Annotated in this window: 19 protein-coding genes and 1 other RNA gene; 12 read left to right on the forward strand and 8 right to left on the reverse strand. The window is 68.9% G+C overall.

Annotated features, from left to right (window positions below; genetic code table 11):
* Positions 1-8: 8 nt before the first annotated feature.
* The 4 genes from ACO07Z_RS09750 to argE all read left to right on the forward strand — a co-directional run bounded on the left by ACO07Z_RS09750 (position 9) and on the right by argE (position 4,518).
* Entirely contained in the window at positions 9-1,217 is a 1,209-nt protein-coding gene (locus ACO07Z_RS09750; protein WP_421698543.1) for an O-succinylhomoserine sulfhydrylase, read from the forward strand.
* A gap of 130 nt (positions 1,218-1,347) precedes the next feature.
* Entirely contained in the window at positions 1,348-1,740 is a 393-nt protein-coding gene (gene apaG, locus ACO07Z_RS09755) for a Co2+/Mg2+ efflux protein ApaG (protein ID WP_421698544.1), read from the forward strand.
* A gap of 105 nt (positions 1,741-1,845) precedes the next feature.
* A complete protein-coding gene (locus ACO07Z_RS09760; protein ID WP_421698545.1) occupies positions 1,846-3,297 on the forward strand; it encodes a TrkH family potassium uptake protein in 1,452 nt (483 codons plus the stop codon).
* 57 nt (positions 3,298-3,354) lie between these two features.
* Positions 3,355-4,518 carry an acetylornithine deacetylase gene (gene argE / locus ACO07Z_RS09765; RefSeq protein ID WP_421698546.1) on the forward strand — a complete coding sequence of 388 codons (1,164 nt, stop codon included), beginning with the start codon at positions 3,355-3,357 and terminating at the stop codon, positions 4,516-4,518.
* 63 nt (positions 4,519-4,581) lie between these two features.
* On the opposite strand, the gene ACO07Z_RS09770 is transcribed toward argE, so the two are convergent.
* The 5 genes from ACO07Z_RS09770 to ACO07Z_RS09790 form a co-directional block, all read right to left on the reverse strand.
* Positions 4,582-5,625, reverse strand: coding sequence for an Hsp33 family molecular chaperone (locus ACO07Z_RS09770; RefSeq protein WP_421698547.1), 1,044 nt, complete (start codon positions 5,623-5,625; stop codon positions 4,582-4,584).
* 163 nt (positions 5,626-5,788) lie between these two features.
* On the reverse strand, positions 5,789-6,727 hold the full coding sequence (argF, locus tag ACO07Z_RS09775; protein ID WP_421698548.1) for an ornithine carbamoyltransferase: 939 nt from the start codon (positions 6,725-6,727) through the stop codon (positions 5,789-5,791).
* Complete coding sequence (locus ACO07Z_RS09780; RefSeq protein ID WP_421698549.1) at positions 6,724-7,932, reverse strand: aspartate aminotransferase family protein; 1,209 nt, start codon at positions 7,930-7,932, stop codon at positions 6,724-6,726. The genes argF and ACO07Z_RS09780 overlap by 4 nt, the downstream gene beginning before the upstream one ends.
* A 182-nt stretch (positions 7,933-8,114) precedes the next feature.
* Positions 8,115-8,633: a Spy/CpxP family protein refolding chaperone gene (locus tag ACO07Z_RS09785; RefSeq protein ID WP_421698550.1), complete on the reverse strand. Its 519-nt coding sequence runs from the start codon at positions 8,631-8,633 to the stop codon at positions 8,115-8,117.
* A 26-nt stretch (positions 8,634-8,659) separates the two neighbouring features.
* On the reverse strand, positions 8,660-9,013 hold the full coding sequence (locus ACO07Z_RS09790) for a GCG_CRPN prefix-to-repeats domain-containing protein (protein WP_421698551.1): 354 nt from the start codon (positions 9,011-9,013) through the stop codon (positions 8,660-8,662).
* A gap of 422 nt (positions 9,014-9,435) precedes the next feature.
* Here ACO07Z_RS09790 and ACO07Z_RS09795 point away from each other — a divergent pair, with 422 nt between their 5' ends.
* From ACO07Z_RS09795 to ACO07Z_RS09805, 3 genes are all read left to right on the forward strand, one after another.
* Positions 9,436-9,939 (forward strand): GcrA family cell cycle regulator, encoded by a 504-nt coding sequence (locus ACO07Z_RS09795; protein ID WP_421698552.1) that lies wholly within the window; start codon positions 9,436-9,438, stop codon positions 9,937-9,939.
* Between the two features lie 162 nt (positions 9,940-10,101).
* Positions 10,102-10,869, forward strand: coding sequence for a M48 family metallopeptidase (locus ACO07Z_RS09800; protein WP_421698553.1), 768 nt, complete (start codon positions 10,102-10,104; stop codon positions 10,867-10,869).
* 335 nt (positions 10,870-11,204) lie between these two features.
* Positions 11,205-12,539: a YncE family protein gene (locus tag ACO07Z_RS09805; RefSeq protein WP_421698554.1), complete on the forward strand. Its 1,335-nt coding sequence runs from the start codon at positions 11,205-11,207 to the stop codon at positions 12,537-12,539.
* A 46-nt stretch (positions 12,540-12,585) separates the two neighbouring features.
* Here the strand turns inward: ACO07Z_RS09805 and ACO07Z_RS09810 are convergent, their stop codons facing one another.
* On the reverse strand, positions 12,586-14,847 hold the full coding sequence (locus ACO07Z_RS09810; RefSeq protein ID WP_421698555.1) for a transglycosylase domain-containing protein: 2,262 nt from the start codon (positions 14,845-14,847) through the stop codon (positions 12,586-12,588).
* Positions 14,848-15,164: 317 nt separating this feature from the next.
* Between ACO07Z_RS09810 and ACO07Z_RS09815 the strand changes: the two genes are divergently transcribed.
* Genes ACO07Z_RS09815 through ampC form a run of 3 tightly spaced genes read left to right on the forward strand, consistent with a single transcriptional unit; the run spans position 15,165 to position 18,440 of the window.
* Positions 15,165-16,226, forward strand: coding sequence for a linear amide C-N hydrolase (locus ACO07Z_RS09815; protein WP_421698556.1), 1,062 nt, complete (start codon positions 15,165-15,167; stop codon positions 16,224-16,226).
* 51 nt (positions 16,227-16,277) lie between these two features.
* On the forward strand, positions 16,278-17,231 hold the full coding sequence (pip, locus tag ACO07Z_RS09820; protein ID WP_421698557.1) for a prolyl aminopeptidase: 954 nt from the start codon (positions 16,278-16,280) through the stop codon (positions 17,229-17,231).
* Positions 17,232-17,261: 30 nt separating this feature from the next.
* Entirely contained in the window at positions 17,262-18,440 is a 1,179-nt protein-coding gene (ampC, locus tag ACO07Z_RS09825) for a class C beta-lactamase (protein ID WP_421698558.1), read from the forward strand.
* Positions 18,441-18,449: 9 nt separating this feature from the next.
* On the opposite strand, the gene ACO07Z_RS09830 is transcribed toward ampC, so the two are convergent.
* Complete coding sequence (locus tag ACO07Z_RS09830) at positions 18,450-19,823, reverse strand: APC family permease (protein ID WP_421698559.1); 1,374 nt, start codon at positions 19,821-19,823, stop codon at positions 18,450-18,452.
* Positions 19,824-19,918: 95 nt separating this feature from the next.
* Positions 19,919-20,896 carry an SAM-dependent methyltransferase gene (locus tag ACO07Z_RS09835; protein WP_421698560.1) on the reverse strand — a complete coding sequence of 326 codons (978 nt, stop codon included), beginning with the start codon at positions 20,894-20,896 and terminating at the stop codon, positions 19,919-19,921.
* A gap of 236 nt (positions 20,897-21,132) precedes the next feature.
* On the opposite strand from ACO07Z_RS09835, the gene ffs reads away from it, so the two are divergent.
* Positions 21,133-21,230: signal recognition particle sRNA small type (ffs, locus tag ACO07Z_RS09840), an RNA gene on the forward strand.
* 147 nt (positions 21,231-21,377) lie between these two features.
* On the forward strand, positions 21,378-23,342 hold the full coding sequence (locus ACO07Z_RS09845; protein ID WP_421698561.1) for a DNA polymerase III subunit gamma/tau: 1,965 nt from the start codon (positions 21,378-21,380) through the stop codon (positions 23,340-23,342).

The following is a 23,342-nucleotide window of genomic DNA, read 5'->3' on the forward strand; positions in this document are numbered from 1 at the left end:
AGCCGCGAATGTCCGACACGCCCAAGCTTTCCCCTGCCGAAATCGCCGGGCTCCGCCCCGAGACCCGCCTCGTGCAGGGCGGCATCCTGCGCTCGCCCTTCGGCGAGACGGCGGAGGCGCTCTACCTCACCCAGGGCTATGTCTATGAGAGCGCCGAGCAGGCCGAAGCCCGTTTCAAGGGCGAGGACCCCGGCTTCATCTACACCCGCTACTCCAACCCGACAGCGGCGATGTTCGAGACCCGCCTCGCGCTGCTGGAAGGGGCGGAAGTCGCCCGCGCCACCGCCTCCGGCATGGCCGCCGTCACCGCCTCGCTGCTGTGCCAGCTCAAAGCCGGCGACCATGTGGTGGCGGCGCGGGCGCTGTTCGGCTCCTGTCGTTATGTGATCGAGGAATTGCTGCCGCGCTTCGGGATTGCCTCGACGCTGGTCGACGGCACCGACCTCGCCGCCTGGAAGGCGGCGGTGCGGCCGGAAACCCGCGTGTTTTTCCTGGAAAGCCCGACCAACCCGACGCTGGAACTGGTCGACATCGCGGCGGTGGCGGAGATTTCCAAGGCGGCCGGCGCCTGTCTCATCGTCGACAACGTCTTCGCCACGCCGATGCTGCAGAGCCCGCTCAGCCTGGGGGCGGATGTGGTGGTGTATTCCGCCACCAAGCACATCGATGGCCAGGGCCGCTGCCTCGCCGGCGTGGTGCTGTGCTCGGAGAAGTTCCTCACCGACCATCTGCAGACCTTCCTGCGCCAGACCGGCCCCTCCGTCTCGCCCTTCAATGCCTGGGTGATGCTGAAGGGGCTGGAGACGCTGCCGCTGCGCGTGGAGCGTGCGCAGGCGAGCGCGACGGCGCTGGCCGACCGTCTCGCCGCCCTGCCCGGCGTCACCCGCGTCATCTATCCCTTCCGCGCCGACCATCCCCAGCACGAACTGGCCAGGCGCCAGATGCGCGGCGGCGGCACGCTGGTGACCTTCGAGGTGGAGGGCGGCAAGGCCGGCGCGTTCCGCTTCCTCAACCAGCTGAAAGTGGTGCGCATCTCCAACAATCTCGGCGACGCCAAGAGCCTCGTCACCCATCCCGCTACCACCACGCATCAGCGCTTCACCCCGGAAGCCCGCGCCGAGATGGGCATTTTCGACGGCATGGTGCGGCTCTCGGTGGGGCTGGAGCATGTCGACGACCTCACCGACGATGTCGCCCGCGCGCTGAAAGCGGTGTGAGGAAGGCACGGGACACGGTACCCGGCGGCGGCACGCAAACGCAGGCGTGACCCGCCGCCGCTTGCCCTGCGGCGCCAAAAGCCTTTCAGTAGACACACTTGGGCGATTCGGGGGGCGCGGGAGAGCGGGCATGTATCGGGCGACGACGAAAGGCGTGCAGGTGACGGTGACACCGCGCTTCGCACCCGAACGCTCCGATCCCGAGCGTAGCCAGTATTTCTGGGCCTACACGATCGAGATCATCAATCTTGGCGTCGACACGGTGCAGCTCAAGTCCCGCCACTGGGTCATCACCGACGCGCTGGGCCGCGTTCAGGAAGTGCGCGGCGCCGGCGTGGTCGGCGAGCAGCCGGTGCTGCCGCCGGGCGGGCATTTCGAATATACCAGCGGCGTGCCGCTGCCGACCTCCACCGGCATCATGGAAGGCCGCTACAGCCTAGAGACCGCCACCGGCGAGACCTTCGAGGCCGAAGTGCCGGCCTTCTCGCTGGATGTGCCCGGCGAAGCGCGGACGCTGAACTGACGGGATGACCGGCGCGGGCGGCTTCCGGCCCTGCGGGGAAGCGGCTATGGTGGCGGCAGCTTTCCTCCGTGGGCCTCCCGCCGCGCCGAACGGTTTCCATATCCCGTGATCGACTTCCGCCCGATCGCCGCCATTCTCGGCGTCCTCCTCGCCGTTCTCGGCACGACGATGATGATTCCGGCGATGGTCGACCTCGTCGCCGGCCGGGGTGACGTCCTCGCCTATGCCGCCTCCTCCGTCATCACCGTGTTCGTCGGCCTGTCGCTGTGGCTGGCGGGCCGTTCCAGCGAGGTCCAGCGGCTGTCGCTGCGCCAGGCCTTCGTGCTCACCACGCTGAGCTGGGTGCTGCTCTCGGCCTTCGCTTCCATCCCCTTCATGTGGGCGGAATCGAACCTCTCCTTCGCGGACGCCTATTTCGAGGCGATGAGCGGGCTCACCACGACAGGCGCCACCGTCATCGGGGGGCTCGACCATCGCCCGCCGGGCCTGCTCATCTGGCGCGCCTTCCTGCACTGGTATGGCGGCATCGGCATCATCGTCATGGCGATCGCCCTGCTGCCGATGATGCAGATCGGCGGCATGCAGCTGTTCCGCGCCGAATCCTCCGACAAGTCGGAGAAGCTGCTGCCGCGCGCGGCGCAGATGGCCAAGGGCATTCTCGCCTCCTACATCTTCCTCACCTTCGCCTGCGCCCTCACCTATGCCTTTTGCGGCATGAGCGTGTTCGACGCCGTCGCCCATGCCATGGCGACCATCTCCACCGGCGGCTTCTCCACCCACGACGCCTCGATCGGCTATTTCAACAGCCCCGCCATCGAATACGCCGCCATCTTCTTCATGCTGTCGGGCTCGCTGCCCTTCGTGCTGTATGTGCGGGTGCTGGCGGGCGATTTCAGCCGGCTGTTCGCCAATGCCGAGGTGCGGCTGTTCCTCTCGCTGGTCGCGCTGTTCGCCATCGTCTCCACCCTCCAGCAGGTGAGCGGCGGCATCAACCAGGGCGAGACGGCGCTGCGCTTCGCGCTGTTCAACGTCGTGTCGCTGATGTCGACCACCGGCTTCGTGACGGTCGATTACACAAATTGGGGCCCGCCGACCGAGGCGCTGTATTTCGTGGTGATGTTCCTCGGCGCCTGCACCGGCTCGACCGCCGGCGGCATGAAGACCTTCCGTATCGCCATTCTCGGCTCGGCGCTGAAGCAGCATCTCAAGCGCGTCATCTACCCCAATGGCGTGTTCCCCGTGCTCTATGGCGGCAAGCCGATCGGCGATGATGTGGTGGCCTCGGTGCTGTCCTTCGCCTTTCTCTACCTCACCAGCTTCCTGCTGATCGCCATCGCCATCAACATGCTGGGCTTTGATCTCATCACTGCCTTCTCCGCCTCGATCACCGCCTTGGCCAATGTCGGCCCCGGCCTCGGCCCGGTGGTCGGCCCGGCGCAGAATTTCGCCGCCCTGCCCGATCATGTGATCTGGCTGCTGTCCTTCGCCATGATGCTGGGGCGGCTGGAATTGTTCACCGTGCTGGTGCTGTTCCTGCCGAGTTTCTGGCGGCGCTAGTTGGGCACCGCAGCATAAGCCGGTATGCTGGCGCTCACTTCGCGACGAGGATTCTCCATGCTTGCCGTACGGACGACGACCGAGGAATTGCTGGCCTATCTGGTCGCCTTCGACACGACGAGCCGCAATTCCAATCTCGATCTCATCGCCTTCGTGCGCGACTATCTCGCCGCCTTCGGCATCGAGAGCACGATCATCCCGAGCGAGGCCGGCGACAAGGCGAGCCTGTTCGCCACCATCGGGCCGTCCGGCGTCGGCGGCGTCTGCCTCTCCGGCCATTCCGACGTGGTGCCGGTGGACGGCCAGCCCTGGAGCACCGACCCGTTCACCCTGACGCCCGTCGACGACAAGGTCTATGGGCGCGGCTCCTGCGACATGAAGGGCTTTCTCGCCTGCTGCCTCGCCATGGTGCCGGACATGGTGGCGCGGCCGCTGGCGACGCCGATCCATCTTCTGGTGTCCTATGACGAGGAGATCGGCTGCACCGGCGTGGTGCCGGCGGTACGCCGGCTGGGCGTCGATCTGCCCTTGCCCCGCGCCTGCATCGTCGGCGAGCCGACTTCGATGCGGGTGGTGGACGCGCATAAATCCGGCATCGCCTATGTCACCACGGTCACCGGGCGGGAGGCGCATTCCTCCATGCCGCAGCTCGGGGCCAACGCCATCTTCGCCGCTGCCGCGCTGATCGGCGAGCTCGACCGCATCCGCGCCGAGCTGGTGGCGGCGGGCGACCCCTCCGGCCGCTTCGACCCGCCCAGCACTACGCTGCAGGTGACGGTGGTGGGCGGCGGCACCGCCGGCAACATCGTGCCGCGCGAATGCGCCATTCGCTGGAATGTGCGCGGCCTGCCGGGCTTTGACGAGGAGGCGCTGCTGGAGCGCTTCACCCGTTTCGGCTCGCAGGTGGTGCTGCCGAAGCTGCGCGAGACCGCGCCGGAAGCCGCCATCACCACCGATTTCATCTACAAGGTGCCGCCGCTCGCCCCCCAGACCGGCTCGCCGGCCGAAACGCTGGCGCTGCGCCTCGCCGGGCAGAACCGCACCTATACCGTGTCCTACGGCACCGAAGGCGGCCACTTCCAGGCCCAGGGCATCCCGACCATCATCTGTGGGCCGGGCTCCATCGACCAGGCGCACAAGCCGGATGAATATATCGAGATCAGCCAGCTGCGCGCCTGCGAGCGGTTCCTCGCCGGGCTCATCGCGGAGTGCGCGGGATAAGCGGCACCTTGCGCTGCATTCCCCGGGAGGTGCCCGGGGATTGCGTGAAGACATCCGGCTGCCTCAGCCCTGCGCGGCGCCCTCGTCCGCCGCGCCGCTCTCGACGACTTCTTCCGCCTTGAAGTCATAGGTGCGGCCGCAGAACTCGCAGGTGACGGCGATCTTGCCGTCCTCCACCAGGCTGCCGCGCTCTTCCGCCGTGAAGCTGGAGAGCACGTTCATCACCCGCTCGCGCGAGCAGGAGCATTTGGCGACAACGGCCTCGGTGTCGAACACCCGCACGCCGCGCTCGTGGAACAGGCGGAACAGCAGCCGCTCGCTGGAGAGGTCCGCGTCGACCAGTTCCACATCCTCCACCGTGCCCATGATGGAGAGCGTCTCGACCCAGGCGTCGTCCTCCTCCGTCTCGGGGAGGTCGGTGCCCTCCGGCGCGTCGCCGGGATGCAGGTCGACCGGGCGCACCCGCCCGCCCTCGGTCGGCAGGAACTGCACCATCAGCCCGCCGGCGCGCCAGGAGGACGGCGCGCCACCGGGGTGCATCTCCTCCGCCACGGCGAGGCGCACGCGGGTGGGGATCTGTTCCGACTGGGTGAAATACTGGTGCGCGGCGGCTTCCAGCCCCTCGCCCGCCAGTGCGACCACGCCCTGGTAGCGGTTGACGCTCAGCCCCTGGTCGATGGTCATGGCGAGATGGCCATGGCCGAGCAGCGCGCCGCTGTCGAAGCCCGCGCCGGCGGGCAGCGCCGCCTGCATCGCCTCCAGCCGCTCCAGATCGAAGCGGGCATAGGCGCGCACATCCTGCGGGGCGGCGAAATCCACCACGAGCAGGTCGACCGGCCCGTCGGTGCGGGTCTGCAGAATGAAACGGCCCTGGATCTTCAGCGTCGAGCCGAGCAGCACGGTGAGCGCCACGGCCTCGCCGAGCAGGCGCTTGACCGCGGCGGGATAGTCGTGATGCGCGAGCACGGCGTCGAGGCTGGTGCCCAGACGCACGACGCGCCCGCGCACATCGAGCCCGTCAATGTGGAACGGGGTCACGCGGTCGTCGACCGCGCGGGGATCGGGCCCACGAGAGGCCGGGGAGGGAGAAGCGCTGTGTGTTGTCATGTCGCCCGCCCATATAGGAGCGCTGCCGGGAATGTGCGAGAGGGCCGGAAGACGCCCTCCATGTGCTGTCATCCCGGACGCAAGCAGGCCGAGCCGGGACCGCGTCCGGATGGAAAGCGCTCCCGGCGCGACGCTGCGCGTCGGCCGGGATGACGGCCCGGAGCTAGACCGCCGCGCCGTCGAGGCACCAGGCGAGAATGCCCTTCTGCGCGTGCAGCCGGTTTTCCGCCTCGTCGAACACCACGGATTGCGGGCCGTCCATCACCTCGTCGGTGACTTCCTCGCCGCGATGCGCCGGCAGGCAATGCATGAACAGCGCGTCCTTCGCCGCCCGCCGCATCAGCGCGCCATTGACCTGGAAGGGTTTCAGCAGATTGTGCCGGCGTTCGGCCTCGGCATCGCCCATCGACACCCAGGTGTCGGTGACGACGCAATCCGCGCCTTCCACCGCCGCCTCGGCCTCATGGCCGAAGGTGACCCGGGCGCCGGTCTCGCGCACCCAGTTCACCAGCGCCGGGCGCGGGGCGAGCTCGGGCGGGGTGGCGACATTGAGCGCGAAGTCGAAGCGCTGGGCGGCATGCACCCATGACACCAGCACATTATTGGCGTCGCCGGTCCAGGCGACGGTGCGACCAGTGATCGGCCCGCGATGCTCCTCGAAGGTCAGCACATCGGCCATGATCTGGCAGGGATGGGAATCGCGCGTCAGCCCGTTGATGACGGGCACGGTGGCGTATTCGGCCAGCTCCGCCAGCGCCGCATGGTCGAGAATGCGGATCATGATGGCGTCGACATAGCGCGAGAGCACGCGGGCGGTGTCGGCGATGGTCTCGCCGCGCCCGAGCTGCATCTCCGCGCCGGTCAGCATCAGCGTGTCGCCGCCGAGCTGGCGCATGGCGAGGTCGAAGGAAATGCGCGTGCGCGTGGACGGCTGGTCGAACACCATGGCCAGCACTTTGCCGGCAAAGGGTTTCTCCGCCGCCACTTCGCGCCGGCGGCTCTTCAGGCTCTTCGATAGCTCCATCACCGCGCGGAGTTCATCCGCCGGCATCTGGTCGAGGTCGAGAAAGTGCTTCACCGCACCCGGATTATGCGCGTTCATGCCGCGGCTCCCTTGGCGGCATCCGCCTTCAGCGTCGCCTCGATCCGCGCGCAGGCGGCGTCGAGCTTGGCAAACGCCGCGTCGATTTCCGCGTCGCCAATGGTCAGCGGCGGCAGCAGGCGCACGACATTGTCCGCCGCCGAGGGCGCGAGCATGCCCTCCGCCCGCATGGCGGCGATGAGATCGGTGTTGGGCACCACGGTGCGCAGGCCGAGCAGCAGACCTTCGCCGCGTACTTCCGCGATCACCGAGGGATGGCGGTCCTTCAGCTCGGCGAGGCGCTGGCGCAGCCGGGCGGAGGTGGCGAGCACCTGCTCGAAGAAGCCCTCTTCCAGCACCACGTCGAGCACCGCATTGGCGACGCTCATCGCCAGCGGGTTGCCGCCATAGGTCGAGCCATGGGTGCCGGCGGTCATTCCCTTGGCGGCGTTCTCGGTGGCGAGGCAGGCGCCGACGGGGAAGCCGCCGCCAATGCCCTTGGCGACCGCCATGATATCCGGCGTGATGCCGGCCCATTCATGGGCGAAGAACTTGCCGGTGCGCCCGACGCCGCACTGCACCTCGTCGAGGATGAGCAGCAGCCCATGCGCGTCGCACAGCGCCCGCAGCTCGCGCAGGAAAGCCCAGGGCGCGCTGCGCACGCCGCCTTCGCCCTGCACCGGCTCGATGAGGATGGCGCCCGTCTCCGGGCCGATCGCCGCCTTCACCGCGTCGAGGTCGCCGAACGGCACCTGGTCGAAGCCGGGCATGGCTGGGCCGAAGCCCTCGAGATATTTCGCATTGCCGCCGGCGGCGATGGTCGCCAGCGTGCGGCCATGGAAGGCGCCCTCGAAGGTGATGATGCGGGCGCGATCCGGCTGGCCGCTGGCGGAATGGTATTTACGCGCCATCTTGATCGCGCATTCCAGCGCCTCGGCGCCGGAATTGGTGAAGAACATGGTGTCGGCGAAGGTCGCCGCGGTGAGGCGCGCGGCGAGGCGCTCGCCGCCTTCGATGCGGAACAGGTTGGAGAGGTGCCAGAGCTTGCCGGCCTGCGCGGTGAGCGCGGCGACGAGATGGGGATGGGCGTGGCCGAGCACGTTCACCGCGATGCCGGCGGTAAAGTCGAGATATCGCTCGCCGTCCTTGGTGAACAGCCAGGCGCCCTCGCCCCGCTCGAAAACGAGGTCAACACGGTTATAGGTCGGCAGGATGGGGGTGATCACCTCGCCCCTCCCTCTCTCAACATGCAGCGCGCCCGCAGAGGTCAACGCCCGCCCAAAACGAAACGTGCCGCCCTTGCGGGGGCGGCACCCGATGGCGGCAATTCTAGCGAATGGCGACGTGCGGTCAATATTCGCCGGCCCGGCGGGCGCGAATTGCCGCCGGGCCCCGCGCCTTGGCGTCGCTATTCCTGCTCGGCCTCGAAGATCCACAGCTCCAGCGTCGGCTGAGGACGCCCGGCGTGGTCGGTCATGTCGAGAAAGGCCGGGATGCGGCGCTTCTGCTCCACGCTCAGCGTCGCGACCAGCGGCTTCAGCGCGGCAATGACGGAGTTGAGGTCGGCGGCACGCGCCGCCTCAGCCCCGGCAAGCCGCTCCAGCACGTCGAGGAAGTCCTGAGCCGGCTCCGCTTCCGCGCGGTCCGCCGCGCGCCCGGCGGCGTTCTTTGCCGCCTGCCGGATCGCTTCCTCCACCGGCGGCCAGAGCTTTTCCTGCTCCGGGGCGAGGCGGATCACGGTCTTGAGTGCCACCAGCCGGGCGTCGAGCGTCGCCTGCGCGTCCTCCGCGCTATAGAGGTCGACCAGCGGCTGCGCCGCTTCGACCGGGGGCGGCGGAGGAGCGACGGACGCCGCATTCTGCGCCTGCGCGGCACTCGCGAGCGCAAGCACGGTGGCCAGCGTCGCCAATCTGAGGAAAGAGGTCATTGTCTGTCTCCGTGCGCGCAAAGGCTTCAGGGCTTCCAGCCGCCACCGGGCAGCGGGCCGTGATAGGGCGTGTCGCGGCAATGGCCCCAGGGCCCGCGCCAGAAGCCGGGCGGGCAGCCATTGCCGTAATAGACCGGCGCGCCGGGCGGGCCGGCATAGCCGCCCCCGGGCAGCGGCCCGGTATAGGGCGTGTCGCGGCATCCGCCCCACGGCCCGCGCCAGGCGCCGGGGCCGCAGCCCTGCGCGACCGGGGTGAGGCGGGGGGCTGCGTCTGCCGCAAGCGCGAGCGGCGCCTGCGGCGCGGCGGGTGCGGCCATGGCGGGTGCCGCTAGGGCACTGAAGAGGGCGAGGCAGGGGAAGGCTCCGGCAAGCCGTTTCATCGGCATCTCCACTGAGAGCGTGACGCGCCCCGACGCCCCCTCGCCACGGCGAAAGGGAACGGCCGCGCATTCCGTCCAAACCGGCAGAAATGCGTTGAGTTCCCAGGCGCGCGCATGGCTGATCTGCACCGAAATGAGAGCCATCCGCCCGGCGCCCGCTTGGCCGGCGCGGCCAAGTGCTTGATCCGACTCCGCTTCGCCCGCGAGTGTTGCAGTGCGGACTCTAGCTGGGGAAAACGATCGTTTCGGCTCTGAACCTACTCGCTCCGAGTCCGCGCATATTGTAGCCTCCCCCCAGTGAGATACGACATCTCGTGCGGCGGCAATTCCCTGTTGCGTTTGCGGGCGTTGGGTTCGGCAGGTTCGACCTGCCGGAGCGTTGAGGGATTCCGCTTCCCGGTCAGCACGAAGGAGGCCAAGCGATGAACTGGACCGACGAACGCGTCGAGCTGCTCAAGAAACTCTGGTCGGAAGGCCTCTCGGCGAGCCAGATCGCGGCCGAACTCGGCGGCGTCACCCGCAACGCGGTCATCGGCAAGGTGCACCGCCTCGGCCTTTCCGGCCGCGCCAAGGCGCCCACCGCCCCGGCACCCCGCCCGCGCAAGCCGCGCCCCGCCCCGGCCGCCCAGGTCGTGCGGCCGATGGTGCAGGGCAACACCGCCCTCGCCCCGGTGATGGCGCCGGTCGCCGAGCCGGAGCCCGAGGTCGTCCCCGAGGTCGCCGCCAAGGTGATCCCGATGGGCGAGCGCTGCACCATTCTCGATCTTACCGAATTCACCTGCCGCTGGCCGGTGGGCGACCCCGGCAAGGGCGATTTCCACTATTGCGGCAGCCGCTCCAAGACCGGCCTCCCCTATTGCGCCTATCACGCGCGCATCGCCTATCAGCCGGTGCAGGACCGCAACCGCCGCCGCGTCGCCCGCTAGAGCCTGATCCGATCAGGTTGAAACAACCTGATCGGTAAATCAGCCTCTAAGTTCTAGATAGCGCCGCCGCACACGGCGAAGCCGGCCGGCACGTTCCCCGTCTGGCGCTGTCGCGCCGGCGGGTGCCATAATTGGGGCGCCTTTTCCCGGCCCGGTCGTTCCATGCTCTTCCGCGCCCTCGCCTCCGCCCGACGCAAGACCCCGGCCGCGCCGGAGCCCAGCCATTTCCGGCTGCGGCTGACGGCGGAGGAGGTCGTCGTCCAGCTCCGCCGCAATCCGCGCGCCCGACGCTACACGCTGCGCGTGCGGGCGGCGACGCGCGACGTGGTGCTCACTCTTCCCGCCCGTGGCACGCTCAATGAAGCGCTGGATTTCGCCCGCCGCCATGCCGGCTGGGTGGAATTGCGCCTCTCCCGCCTGCCCGAGGTCGTCGCCTTCACCGCCGGCGCCACCGTGCCGCTGCGCGGCACCCCGCACCGCATCATCCATCGACCGGAGATGCGCGGCACGGTGTGGACCGGCACGGAAGACGACGAGGCCGTGCTGTTCGTCGCCGGCGACAGCGCGCATGTGGCGCGGCGTATCGGTGATTTTCTCAAGCGCGAGGCGCGGCGCGATCTGCTGGAGGCGGCGCGGCGCCATGCCGGCGCGCTCGGCGTTTCCATCACCCGCGTCACCCTGCGCGACACGGCGAGCCGCTGGGGCTCCTGCTCCAGCACCGGCGCGCTGTCCTTTTCCTGGCGTCTGATCCTCGCCCCGCCCTCGGTGCTGGACTATCTCGCGGCGCATGAGGTGGCGCATCGGCGGGAGATGAACCACGGCCCGCACTTCTGGGCGACGGTCGACCGGCTCTTCCCCGAGCGGCACGCCGCGGAAGCCTGGCTGAAGAAGCACGGCGCGAGCCTCCACCGCTACGGCGCCAGCGACTGACGCCGCGCCGCTGTCCCCCACCGGTCACCGCCCTAACCGGCAGGATCTTCCGCGCGCCCTCCTGGGCGAGCGTGGCTGCGCGGGCCCGAGCGCAGCACAGCGTGATCGCTCGTGGGCAAACGAGAGCTCTTGCCGAAACTGAATTATGAATGCACATTGACGCAAGGTCAGACGGGCGCCGTCGCTTGGCCATGGCCCGGGCGATGGCCGCGCAGGTCAGGCCCAGCGGAAAGCCTAGGGATCACCGACCGCGCGGCGACAAGCGCGGCGGCGAAGGTGCCGGCGCACGCCGGTGTGCAGACCCCGCAAAGAACCGGGGTAACGGAGGAAACGCCATGATGAAAATGATGACCGCCGCGCTGCTTGCAGCGACGGCGCTGATGACGCCTGTGTCTGCGAAGGACTATTTCCTCGCCACCGGACGGTGGGACAATGTGATGCTGGTAATCGATCTGCAGAAGGCGATCGACCCGGCAAACGATGGCACGGCCAATGCCGTGGTCAGCCGCGTGCGCTCGACGCCCGACATCGAGGTCGACGGCACCAAGGAAATCGCCAGCGGCCAGCCGATCATCGTCGCGATCGCGCCGGATTACCGCAAAGCCTATATCTCCAATCATTCCGGCCGAACCCTGGCCAAGCTCGCCACGGCGTTCCAGCACGGCCATCCCGGCTCGGTCACGGTGCTGGACCTCACAAAGGTGTTCGATCCCAGCGTGGCGGAGACCACCTCCGCCGTCGAAGGCTGGATCGACAGTGAGGGCTTCGGCGCGACGGGCTTCGCGCTGCTGCCAGACGGCGCGCATGCCGCGCTCGCCCATGCCGAGGGCAAGGGCATTGAGGATGGCGGCTACCACATCAATATCGTCGATCTCAAGCAGGGCAAGGTCGTGCACAGAGTCGAGCAGGCGCTCGGCAAACCAGGCCATGCCTGCCCGCCGCCGGAGCTGCCGAAGAGCGCCCCGGACCCGCGTTTCGGCTGCTACCCGGATTCCAACGGGGTGACAGTCTCGCCCCTCGGCGGCCCCAAGGGCCTGATCTTCACCGCCAATGGCGGCACCAACGATGTCTCGGTGATCGACATCGCCAAGGCGCTGGCGGGGGAACAAGGCGCGGAGATCGGCCGCATCCCGGTGCAGGCCGGTGGCTTCGGCATCGCCACCTCGCCGGACGGCAAGCTGGTGGCCCAGGCTTCGCGCGAGAACGCCCAGGACGGCAAGGAAGGCAACACCATCTCGCTGATCGATGTCGAGAAGGCCGCCACGGACCCGGCAAAGGCCGAGGTCGCGCGCGTGCTGGTCGGCACCGACGACGCCAACGAGCCCTCGCGCCCCTTCGTCGCCGCGTTCACGCCCGACGGCACGAAGATCGTGTCGACCAATTTCCGCACCAACAACATCGATATCTTCGACGTGAAGAAAGCGCTGGCCGGGGAGAAGGCGACGCTCGCCCGCCTCCCGCTCTCCACCGGCTCGAACGACCCATCGCGCCCGCGCGGCGTCGCCTTCACGCCGGACGGGCGCTACGCCGCCATCACCGGCGCACCACCCAAGGGCGGGCACAATTCCAGCATGGTCTGGATCATCGACCTCACAACCAACAAGGTGGCGGGCCGCGTCACGCAGGTCGGCTCGGAAAGCTACATGATCGGCTATTTCCAGGCGCCCTGAGCCGCGCAGGAAGAATGCGGGCGCGGCCGGCAGGCCGCGTCCTCCGTCAGCCGCTGCCGAACAGCTTGTCGAGCAGCCAATTGTCGAGGCCGGGGCGGGGGGCGGCAGGGGCACGCTGCGGGCCGCCGGTCACGACAGGCTCCTCCGGCACGTCGCCCGGGGGAAGCTGGCCCGCGCCGCCGGCGATGGCGGGCGCCTCGGTGCCGGGCAGAGCGACAACCGGCTGGTCCTTGTGCGCCACCTTCATCACCTGGCTCCAGATATCCACCGGCAGGCCGGAGCCGCCGGCCTTCTTGGTCGGCGAGGAATCGTCATTACCGAGCCAGACGCTGGTGATGAAGCGGCCGGTATAGCCGACGAACCAGGCATCGCGGTAATCCTGGCTGGTGCCGGTCTTGCCGGCGGCGGGCCAGCCCGGCAGGTCGGCGCGCCGCGCCGTGCCGGTGACGAGCACCTCCTGCATCATCCGGTTCATCATCGCCACATGCGGCGGCGCCATCACCAGGCCGCGCCCGGCCTCGGCATAGGCGTAGAGGATGGTTCCCGCCTTGTCGCGCACCCGCTCGATGATGTGCGGGGTCACGCCGACGCCGCCATTGGCGAAGGGCACATAGGCGCTCGCCATTTCCAGCACCGAGACTTCCGACGTGCCGAGCGCGATCGAGGCGTTGGGCTCCAGCTTGGAGTTGATGCCGAGCCGGTGCGCGGTCTTCACCACCTCGTCCGGCCCCACTTCCAGCGCGAGCCGCACCGACACGGTGTTGAGCGACAGCGCCAGCGCGGTCTTCAAATCCACCGCGCCGCGATACTCGCGGGAGAAGTTCTCCGGCTTCCAGCCCTTGAGCTGGATCGGCGCGTCGGCGCGGACGCTTTCGGGGGTGAGCCCGCGCTCCATGGCGGTGAGATAGACGAAGGGCTTGAAGGACGAGCCGGGCTGGCGGCGCGCCGTCACCGCGCGGTTGTACTGGCTCTCCTCATAGGAGCGCCCGCCAACGAGCGCCCGCACGCCGCCGCCCGTGTCCATCACCACGAGCGCGCCCTGCTCGACGCCGAGCTTCTTGCCGGATTTCGCCAGCGCGTCCTTCAGCGCCTTGTCGGCGGCGGTCTGCACGGCGGGGTCGATGGTGGTCTGCACCACGAGGTCCTGCGTCACCGGGCCGACCAGCGTCTTCACCTGCTCCAGCACCCAGTCGGCGACATAGCCATAGGAATCCGGCCCCTGCGCCTTCGCGACGGTGGCGGGGCGGGCCAGCGCCGTCTGACGCATTTCCGGGGTGATGAAGCCGGCCTCCTGCATCGCCGCCAGCACGATCTCGGCGCGGGCCTGCGCGCCCTCCAGGTTGCGCGTGGGGGCGAGGGCGGAGGGCGACTTCACCAGCCCCGCCAGCATCGCCGCTTCCGACAGCGTGACCTGCCGCGCCGACTTGCCGAAATAGCGCTGCGCGGCGGCTTCCACCCCATAGGCGCCGGCGCCGAAATACACGCGGTTCATATAGAGTTCGAGAATCTCGTTCTTGGAGTATTTGGTCTCCAGCCAGATGGAGAGGATCAGTTCCTGCACCTTGCGCGACAAAGTGCGCTCCTGGGTGAGGAACAGGTTCTTGGCCAATTGCTGGGTCAGGGTCGAGCCGCCCTCGCGCAGCCTTCCCTTGGTCAGGTTGACCACCACCGCGCGGGCGAGGCCCATCGGGTCGAGGCCGAAATGGGCGTAGAAGCGCCGGTCCTCAATGGCCACGAAAGCCTGCGGCAGATAGGGCGGCAGCGCGCGCAACGGCACATTGGTGCCGCCCATCTCGCCGCGCGTGGCGATCGCCTGCCCGTCCGCGCCCTGGATGATGACGGTGGGCGGGCGGTCGGGAATGGCGAGGTTCTGGATCGGCGGCAGCTGGCTCGCCTCATAGAAGATCAGCCCGGCAAGGCCGATCGTCCCCCACAGGCCGAGCACGAGGCCCCAATAGACCAGCCGGCCGAACAGGCCGCGCTTGGGCGGGCGGCGGCGCCCGCCGCCACGGCCGCGCTCGCGCGAGCGCTCCTCATCCTGTCGGCGGTTCCGGCTTTTCCTCGCCACGCGCGGCTCGTCCTCCCAATCAGCTTCCTCGGCCTCGTCCCATTCGTCATGGCGGTGGCGGTTGACGCACGGCGGCGGCAGCGCCTTTGGCGGCGCCTTGCGGTTGCGGGCGGGGGCGCGTTCCAGCGGCGCGGGCGGAATCGTCGGCCGGTCGTCGGCGCTGAGGCGCAGATCGCCATCGAAGCCGGGCGTGCCCAGCACCGGCTCGCGCCTCTCCCTGTCGCCGCGTCGTCCGAACATGAACCTCCGCCCCGCAGGGCGCCTGTGTGAGCCGGTAAAGGAACCCTAAATCAGGGCTTTTAAGCGGGGGTTAAGGGGAGAGACTGAGGCATGTCGAGCCGCCTCGACTTCAGATGTTCGCCCGCGTGGTTTGCAGCGTCGGCGTCATTTCGGCGCTCGTTGCCACCGCCTGGGCGGGGGTGTGTACGAACGATTCATTTGCTCCGAGTGCTTGCGTCAAATCAAAAGGGGGGAGAGCGCCTCTCTTTATTATGCTGCAACAAAATTCTATTTTCGTATTACTAATGCTGCCAGCCTGCCCGCCACAGGAGCCTCGCATGATCGCGCCCGCTTCCCGCCTCGCCCGCCTGTTCGCGCTGTCGCTCGCCGGGCTCACGGCCGCCGGCCCGGCGCTGGCCTGCACGCGGCTGGTCTATCTCGGCCCGAATTCCAACATCGTCACCGCCCGGTCGATGGACTGGAAGACCGATATCCTCACCAATCTCTGGATCTTTCCGCGCGGCGCCACCCGCAGCGGCGAGGCCGGGGCCAACTCCGCCTCCTGGACCTCCCGCTATGGCAGTGTCATCGCCTCCGGCTTCGACATTTCCACCGCCGACGGGGTGAACGAGGCGGGGCTGGCGGCGAATGTGCTGTGGCTCACCGAGGCCGGCTATCCCGCCTATGACGGCAAGACGCCCGGGCTCTCCATCGCGCTGTGGGCGCAGTACATGCTGGACAATTTCGCCACCGTCGCGGAGGCGGTGGCGGCGCTGGAGAAGCAGCCCTTCGTGGTCCGCACCGCCAATCTGCCGGATGGCGAGACACTGGCGACACTGCATCTCTCGCTGTCCGATCCCACCGGCGACAGCGCCATCGTCGAATATCTCGACGGCAAGCAGGTGATCCATCACGGCCGGCAGTATCAGGTGATGACCAATTCGCCGAGTTTCGACCAGCAGCTGGCGCTGGCGAGTTACTGGAAGGAGATCGGCGGCGCCATGCTGCCGGGCACCAACCGGGCCGCCGACCGCTTTGTGCGTGCCTCCTATTATGTCGGCGCGGTGGCGCAGCAGCCGGAGCCCGACAAGGCGGTAGCAGCCGCCATCAGCATCATCCGCAACGTCTCCGTGCCCTATGGGCTCACCTCCGTGGATGCGCCCTATGTCTCTTCCACACGCTGGCGCTCGGCGGTGGACCACAAGCGCCGGCTGTATTTCTTTGAGTCCGCGCTGACACCGAACACGTTCTGGGTCGACCTGAAGCAGATCGATTTCTCTCCCGAGACCGGCAAGGTGAAGAAGCTCGAACTCGGCCCGAGCCAGGACATCACCTATGACGGCGATGCCACGCCGCAGTTCAAGGAATCCGCGCCATTTCATTTCATGGGGGTAAACTAGCGGGTGAGTCGGCGCCGCGCCGGCGCCCCTAACCCAACAAGCACGGCCCCCATGAGCGAACTGCGCAGCCTCTACCCGCCGATCGAACCGTTCGAGACCGGCATGCTCGATGTCGGCAATGGCCATTCCATCTATTGGGAGCGCGTGGGGACGAAGGGCGGCAAGCCCGCCGTGTTCCTGCATGGCGGGCCGGGCGGCGGCATCTATCCCGCGCACCGCTCGCTGTTCGACCCGACCCGCTATGAGGTGGTCCTGTTCGACCAGCGCGGCTGCGGGCGCTCCACCCCCTATGCCGAGCTGGAGCACAACACCACCTGGGATCTGGTGGCGGATATCGAGCTTCTGCGCGAGACCTTCGGCTTCGACACATGGCAGGTCTTCGGCGGGTCCTGGGGCTCGACGCTGGCGCTCGCCTATGCGGAGACCCATCCCGAGCGCGTCAGCGAGCTGATCCTGCGCGGCGTCTACACCCTCACCCAGGCCGAACTCGACTGGTATTACCGCTTCGGCGTCTCCGAGATGTTCCCCGACAAATGGGAGCGATTCCTCAGCGTGCTGAAGACGCCGGAACAGCGCGCCGACCCGGTCACCGCCTATCGCGCTTTGCTCACCGGCCCGGACGAAGCGTTGAAGCTGGAAGCTGCGAAGGCGTGGTCGACCTGGGAAGGCGAGACCATCACCCTGCTGCCGCATCCCGGCTATTCCGCCGACTTCAGCGACGGGCATTTCGCCCTCGCCTTCGCCCGCATCGAGAACCATTATTTCTTCCACAAGGCCTGGCTGCGCGAGCGCCAGCTGCTCGACGACGCGCATAAGCTCCGGGGCATTCCCGGCGTCATCGTCCATGGGCGCTACGACATGCCCTGCCCGGCGCGCTATGCCTGGGAACTGGCGAAGATCTGGACCGATGCCGAGCTGCATCTGATCGAGGGCGCCGGGCACGCCTATTCCGAGCCCGGCATTCTCGACCGGCTCATCCGCGCCACGGACACATTCGCCCGTTAGGGCGGGGGTGTCCGTGCCAAGGAGCCTTCCATGATCCAGCTGTCCCGCCGCGCCTTGCTCGCCTCGGCCCTGCTGCCGCTCGGCGCCGCCGTTTCGCCGGCCCGCGCCCAGACCGCCGCCGCCCCGGCCGATTTCGGCAAGGTGGCGGCGCCCGTCTTCAGCGCGCTCGCCAAGACCCACGGCATTCCCGGCCTCGTGGTCGGGATCACCCGCAACGGCCAGCACGAAATCCTCGCCATCGGCCAGACCGCGCGCACCGACGGCAAGCCGGTGGACGGCGACACGCTGTTCGAGCTCGGCTCGGTCAGCAAGACCTTCAACGTGACGCTGGCGGCGCTGGCGGCGGAGCGCGGGCGGCTCGACCTCAACGCGCCGCTCGACAAGGTGGCGCAGCGGCTCACAGGCACCGCTTTCGGCGCCCTCACCCCGCTCGATCTCGCCACCCATGCGACGGGCGGCATGCCGCTGCAGGTGCCCGACAGCGTGCGCAACGAGAAGGAACTGGTGGAGTGGCTCGCCGCCTGGAAGCCGGCCGCGCCCCCGGCGACGCGCCGCGCCTATTCCAACATCAGCATCGGCGTGCTCGGCCTCGTCACCGCTACCGCGCTCGGCACCAGCTTTCCCCGCGCGGCGGAGAACGACCTGTTTCCGGCGCTCGGCCTCACCAGCACCTATATCGACGTGCCGGAAGCGGCGATGGCGCGCTACGCCATGGGCTACACCGCCGCGGACAAGCCGACCCGGGTGACGCCGGGCGTGCTGGCGCCGGAAGCCTATGGGGTGAAGTCCACCGCGCTCGACATGCTCACCTTCCTCGACGCCAATATGGGCGTCGGCAAGGTGGCGCCGGAGCTGGCGCGGGCGCTGGCCCGCACCCATACCGGCTATTACGAGACCTCAAACTATGTGCAGGAGATGGTGTGGGAGCGCTATCCCTGGCCGGTGGCGCGCGACCGGCTGCTGGCCGGGAATGGGCCGGACATGGCGCTGAAGCCGCAGCCGATCAAGAAGCTCGACCCGCCCTCCCCGCCGGCCCCGGCGAGCTTCATCAACAAGACCGGCTCCACCAGCGGCTTCGGCAGCTATGTGGTGATGCTGCCGGCGGAAAAGCTCGGGATCGTCGTGCTGGCCAACCGCTATTACCCCAATGAGGAGCGGGTGAAGGCGGTCTATGCGCTGGTGGAGGGCCTGCTCGGCCGCGCCGACTGACGCACCCGCTCACGCCGCCCGTGCCGGCGCGCTGCCCCAGCGGATGAAGGGCACGCCCGCCAGCAGCACGGCCACCCCGACAAGGGCGCCATAGCCGGTATAGGCGATGCTGGCATAGAGCAGATAGGCGCAGGTGAGGCAGAACAGCGCCGGGGTCAGCGGGTAGAGCGGGGCGCGGAAGGCCCCCTCCCGCCCGCCCTCGCCCCGGCGCAGCAGGAAGAACGACACACCGACCAGCAGCAGGAAGAACCAGAACACCGGCGCGGTGTATTCCACCATGGCCTGGAAGCCGACGCGGGTGCCGGCGCCGAAGATCACCAGCGCCAGCGCGATGGCGCTCTGCGCCAGAATGGCGTTGACCGGCATATTGCTGCGCTCCTCCCACAGGCCGATGCGGCCCAGTACCGGGAGTTCGCGCCCCAGCGAGTAATACAGCCGGGCGCCGGTGAAGATGGTGGCGTTCATCGTGCTCAGCGCCGCGAAACACACCAGCAGCGCCACCGCCAGCGAGGCACCGGGACCGAACAGACGCTGCAGCGTATCGGCCGCAACCACGTCGCTGGCGCGTAGCCCCTCCAGGCCGAGCACGTTGAGATAGGCGAGGTTGACGAGGAAATAGAGCCCGGTGATGACCGCGACGCTCACCACCAGCACGCGCGGCATGTTGCGCCGCACATCCTTCATCTCGCCGGAGAGATAGGCCACCTCGTTCCAGCCGCCATAGGTGAGCAGGATCAGCACCATGGCGAGGCCGAAGGCCCCGCTCGCCGAACCCGCTTCCGTCACCGGAGGCAGCGTCGGGGCGCTGCCGAGCGCGAGGCCGAAGCCGGCGATGGCCAGCACGGCGAGGATAGTGAGGATGGTGAAGCCGAGCTGCAGCCGCCGGCTCTGGCGCGAGCTGGTCAGGTTGATGGCGGTGAACAGCAGGATCGCCCCGGCGGCATAGAGTGCCGGTCCCCACGGGCCGAGCGGCAATATGCCCTGCGCGTAATCGCCGAACACGAAGGCCACTGCGGCGATGGCGCCGGTCTGGATCACGGTCAGCCGGGCCCAGGCAAACAGCAGCGCCACATGCCGCCCCAGCGCGCGGCGCAGATAATGATATTCGCCCCCCGCATGCGGATAGGCGGAGCCGAGTTCGGCATAGACGAAGGCGCCGATGAGGGTGACGAGGCCGCCGATCACCCAGAAGCCGACAAAGGCCCATTCGCTCGACACGTTGAGCGCGACAATCTGCGGGGTGCGGAAAATGCCGATGCCCACCACGATGCCGACCAGCATGGCGATGCCGTCGAGCGCGGAAAGGGCCGGCTTCGGCGTCCCCTGCATCCGGGCAGGATCGACGGCCACAGCGGAATCGCGCGCGATCGCGAGGGGCTTCACGGGGCTCTCCATGTCGGGAAGGGGCTGGCGCGCGCAGGGGCGCGGCACCCCGGCCGGGGTGCGGGCCGGGGCGGCACGGGCGGGGCGCGGAGGCGCTAGCTGCGAACGGCGGTCCAGTTCTTCACCGGCCCGTCCGAGGCGGTGCCGGACAGGCTGTTGCCGACCACCGCGCCGACATAGTCGACGCCGTCGACGGTAAAGCGCAGCTCCTTGCCGACGACGCGACCCTGCTCGATCGGCTTGCCGCCGAGTTCGCCGGTGACCTTCTGATAGCTCTGGGTGAGCCGCAGCGGCTGTTCGCCGAGCTGCCACTCGCCTTCCACCTTGGCCGGCACGATCCACATCAGCGCCGTGCACCACTGGGTGCAATTGTCGCTGAGCCGGTCGATGCGGTCGGCCTCCCAGTCGCCCATGGCGAAGCTGTTGGAGACGACGCGGGTGCCGGGTTCGAGTTCGAGAATCTGCGGCCGCAGCCGTTCGTTCAGTTCCGGCAGCAGGAACAGGGTCAGCACCTGCGCCTTGGTGAAGTCGGTCTCGAAGATGTCGGCCTGCTCGAAGCTGGCGCGGTCGGCGACCCCGGCCGCCTCGGCGCGGCGCTTGGCGAGTTCGACCAGCTCGGGATTATATTCGATGCCATGCGCCCTCAGCCCGCGCTGGGCGGCGGCGATCACCGTGCGCCCGTCGCCGGAGCCGAGATCGATGAGGTGGTCCTGCGGCGTCACTTCGGCCATGTCGAGCATGCGCTCGACCAGCGTGTCGGGCGTGGGCACCCACACCACATCCTTGCCGGGCTGGCCGGATTGCGGCGCATAGCCTTCCTCGGCCGAGGTCGTGACTTCGGGCGGGGCGTTTACCGGCGGCGCCGTCTGCGCCGTGGCCGGGCCGGCCAGCGTGAGCGCGCCGGCGGTGAGAAGCGCGGCGAGGCCGGCGCTAGTGCCGTATCTCCGCCGCGCCGAGTGCTTCGGACGCTGCGCCGAGTGCTTCGGACGCTGCGCCGCACCGATGAGCGATGAATCGGCGACGCGTGACGGCTGATGACAATCAGATGAATTTTCGTCGAATGCCCGTAGCAACTTACCTCTCCTTCGGTTGATACTTGCTCAATCGACTCCTATTAAGACCTTCCGCTTGGTAACATTGGCTCTTCATCGCGACCACTCAATTAACCTTGACGCCGCAACGGTCACAACGGTTTGAGCGAGGGGTTTCCGCAGCGCAACAACGCCCTAGGCGCGCCGCTCCGGGTCCGCCACGGCGCCCAAGGCCAGGCCCCCTTGCATCCCCCGCGCATCTGGACGATATAGGCGGCGGGAGGTTGGCGGTGGACGAGCCACTCGCCAACCGGGTCAGGTCCGGAAGGAAGCAGCCCCAACGAGCCCGGATCGGGTCTCTGTCCAGCCTCCCACCCTTTCCCACGCTGTGCGCCGATGGCCCCGCGCGGACCCTGCGCCGAAGGCAGCACGGGCGCTGCCCTTCGCTCTCATCCCCGGAAATTTCCCCCGCGCGTCACTGCGCCGTTGTGCCCGGCACCGCCCGCGATGCTATGAAGGGGCCATGAGCGCCGACACCCCCGACATGTCCGACCTGACGCACCCCGGCGATGACGGGCCGGGCTTCGATCTCGGCCCGCTGCCGAGCGTGCCGGCCGTGGCCGCGGCGGCGGCCCCCGCGCCCTATCGCGTGCTCGCCCGCAAATACCGCCCGCAGACCTTCGCCGATCTGATCGGCCAGGAGGCGATGGTGCGCACGCTGGGCAACGCCTTCGCCTCCGGGCGCATCGCGCAGGCCTATATCCTCACCGGCGTGCGCGGTGTCGGCAAGACCACCACCGCCCGCATCCTTGCCCGCGCGCTCAATTACGAGCCGGCCGACGGCCCTGTGGGCGGCGGCGCGCCGACCCTCGACATGCCCGTGCTTGGCCGCCACTGCCGCGACATCATCGAAAGCCGGCATGTCGACGTGCAGGAAATGGACGCCGCGTCCAATACCGGCATCGGCGACATCCGCGAGATCATCGAGGCGGCGCGCTACAAGCCGGTGCTGGCGCGCTACAAGGTGTTCATCATCGACGAAGTGCACATGCTCTCCACGGCGGCCTTCAACGGGCTGCTGAAGACGCTGGAAGAGCCGCCCGAGCATGTGAAGTTCATCTTCGCCACCACGGAAATCCGCAAGGTGCCGGTCACGGTGCTCTCGCGCACCCAGCGCTTCGATCTGCGCCGGGTCGAGGCCGGCACGCTGGCGCGCCATCTCCAGGGCATCTGCACGGCGGAAGGCGTCGGCATCGACGCCGAGGCGCTGAGCCTCATCGCCCGCGCGGCGGAAGGCTCGGTGCGCGACGCGCTCTCGCTGCTCGATCAGGCCATCGCCCATTCCGGCGGCCAGGCGACGGGGGGCATGGTGCATGGCGAACAGGTGCGCGCGCTGCTCGGCCTCGCCGATCGCGGGCGGGTCATCGACCTGTTCGAGGCGCTGATGCAGGGCGACATCGCGAAGGCGCTGACCGAACTGCGCGAGCAATATGATTCTGGCGCCGACCCGGCGGTGGTGATCGCCGATCTCGCCGAATTCACCCATCTCGTCACCCGCATGAAGATCCTGCCCGAGACGGCGGACGACGCGGCGCTGGTGGAAGCCGAGCGCCTGCGCGGGCGGGAATTCGCCCGTGGCCTGTCCATGCGGGTGCTCTCCCGCGCCTGGCAGATGCTCACCAAGGGCCTGGGCGAGGTGCAGCAGGCGGCCAAGCCCATGCAGGCGGCGGAAATGGTGCTGGTGCGCCTCGCCTATGCCGCCGACCTGCCGACCCCGGACGAGGCGCTGCGCCGCCTGCGCGATGGCGCGCCCGAGACGCCGGCTGGCCGGCCCGGCGGCGGTGGCGCGCCGATGGGCGGTGGGTCCGGGGGTGGCGGTTCGGCGATGGCGGCGACCGCGCCGCGCAGCTTCCCCGCGCCCTCGCACGCCCCGTCTGCCGCGCCCACTGCAGCTAGCCACCTTTCCGTCGCCTCGCGCGCCACGCCGCGCCCGGCCGCACCGGCACCCGCGCCCACGCCCGGCCTCGCCGTGGCGAGCTTCGAGGATCTTGTCGCCCTCGCCGCCGCCCGGCGCGACCTGAAGCTGAAATTCGCGCTGGAAAACAGCGTGCGCCTCGTCGCTTTCGAGGACGGGCAGATGGAAGTGGCGCTCGCCCCCGGCGGCGCGCCGAACCTCATTCAGGAACTGCAGTCCAAGCTGTCGGAATGGACCGGGCGGCGCTGGCTGGTCGCCCTTTCGCGCGAAGAGGGCGAGCCGACGCTGGCCGAGAAGGCCGCCGCCCAGCGCGACGCGATGATGACCGGCGTGCGCGCCGACCCCTTGGTGGCGGCGGCGCTGGCGCGTTTTCCCGGCGCCACCATCGTCGATGTGCGCTCCCTCGCACCGGAGGAACCCGCCGGCTTCACCGGCGATGCCGACATGACCGACGCCGATCTGATGGCCGCCCGCGACGACGGGCCGGGCGCGGATGACGAGATCGAATTCTGA

The organism is Ancylobacter sp., assembly GCF_965229075.1.
Taxonomy (GTDB): domain Bacteria; phylum Pseudomonadota; class Alphaproteobacteria; order Rhizobiales; family Xanthobacteraceae; genus Ancylobacter.